Genomic DNA, 2,096 nt, shown 5'->3' on the forward strand with positions numbered 1-2,096 from the left:
ACATACCGTTATAGTTTCCTTTTCTGTCTTCTACTGTAATTGTTTTTGCTGCTTCATTGTATTTTACAGGAATAATTGAAAATGAACCTTTTTCATAATTGTAATTGATTCCCTCATCTTCGTATAATTCGAAAGATGCATCTGCGCCGGCATACACGTTCAACATAATGGTGTCGGCCTGTTTTTCAGAAGTGTATTGTAACTCAGGTCCAAAAGGTATAATTGAACCAGCCTTAACAAATACCGGCATTCTTTCGTAAGGAGCGTCTGCTGTAACATGTTGTGAACCCAGGTACCATTTGCCTGTATAGAGATCATACCATCCACCTGAATTTTTTGGTAAATACAGCGACCTCTTTGTTTGCTTATATTCACATACCGGGTTTATGAGCATGGATGGGCCAAACATATACTGATCGGCTATGTTTAATACAGCAGTATCATTTGCAAAATCCATTGCCAGTCCACGCATGATTGTGTAGTTATTGTGAAAGGCTGAGCCTGCCAATGAATAGATGTATGGAAGCAGGCGGTATCTCAATTTATCGTAATAGAGAAAGCTTTTGTATGCCGCATGATCTTCAGGAGCAGTATTGTAAACCTCACGATATGGAAACTGACCGTGTGAACGAAACAAAGGAGCGAAAGCACCAAACTGTGACCAACGGGTCATCAACTCACGCCATTCTTCCAGGTTTTCAGCATTTGGCTTTTCAAATTTTTCCGGAACAACAAAACCACCAATGTCCATTGTCCAATAAGGAATACCAGACATTGAAAAATTTACACCGGCTGATATCTGATTCTTCATATCATTCCAGGTAGAGCCGATATCTCCACTCCATATTGCTGCAGCATATCTTTGGGAACCTGCAAATCCAGAGCGTGTTAACAGAAACACTCTCTTTGATGAATCGCTTGAGCGTTGACCTTCATAAATTCCTTTTGCATTTTGTAATGGATATGCATTTAAATATTCAGCAGCACTACCTGAGGCAGTAGGCGTCATTTGAAGTTTTCGTTTTTCAGGACTCACATTTGAAAGAATATCAGGCTCACTTGCATCCATCCACCAGGCATCAATCCCTTTACTATAAATTTTCTTGTTTATAAGATCCCAAAAACCTCTTCGTGCCTGTGGATTAAAGGCATCATAAAACGTAGATATATAACCCTCTCCTATCCAGTCACGCTGGCGATGTTCAATATTACCTTTGTATAACCAACCTTTCTTATCAAAATCTTTGTATGTAGTAATGCCTTCATAAAATTTTGGCCACACTGATATCATGATCCGTGTATTGTATTTTTCATGCAATACTTTAATCATACTGTCTGGAGATGGGAACCTCGATTTATCAAACTCCTGGCTGCCCCACTCTGCCTCGTTCCAATAATTCCAGTCGAGTACAATATTGTCTATTGGAATTTTACGTTTGCGGAATTCTTTAACTGTGGTGAGTAATTCATTTTGTGTTTTATACCGCTCACGGCTCTGCCAGAAACCTAATGCCCATTTTGGAACAATCGGCGCTTTACCGGTGAGTGTTCTGTATCCCGAAATAACGTCGTCCATATTACTACCATAAATGAAATAGTAATCTATCTGACGTCCGGCTTCTGAATTAAAACTAAACGTATGCTGATCTGCGCCGGCAGCAGGTTCAAGCCACTTGAGCGACAAATACGATTCCGAAGACTCAGGAATCCATTCAATACGAACAGGTACTCTTTCTCCTTTAACTAAAGAAACAGGCACAACTGCAGATGCGGGGTTCCATGCCTTGCGCCAACGATCTAAAACAAGGCTTCCATTTATCCATACTTTCAAACTTCCGCCCAGTGTAAATCTGAATTGGTGTGTGCCAGAAAAAAAGCTGGCGATACTGCCTTCCCAGGTTACAGAGCCCGTAGCTCCATTGAATTCTTTTGGCAGTATCATCCTGGAGTCGTTAAGATATTCCATGTTGATAGCTGCCTCTGGTCTTTCAATAATTATATCTCTGTTATTTAATTTATTGTTACAGTACGATGCAGTAAGCCAACCCTGATCTCCTTTTTTTGAAAAGAGCTGCAGAGAAGAAAGTGGATGAAAA

The 2,096-nt window shown here is 40.3% G+C and carries 1 protein-coding gene; it reads right to left on the reverse strand.

Features of this window, described 5'->3' with window-relative positions:
• The coding region (locus V6M43_RS16400; RefSeq protein WP_332737134.1) for a TIM-barrel domain-containing protein at nt 1-1,942 on the reverse strand (1,942 nt) is incomplete at its 3' end.
• Between the last annotated feature and the right edge of the window lie 154 nt (nt 1,943-2,096).

The sequence above is a fragment of the Flavihumibacter sp. genome (assembly GCF_036676075.1).
GTDB lineage: Bacteria > Bacteroidota > Bacteroidia > Chitinophagales > Chitinophagaceae > Flavihumibacter.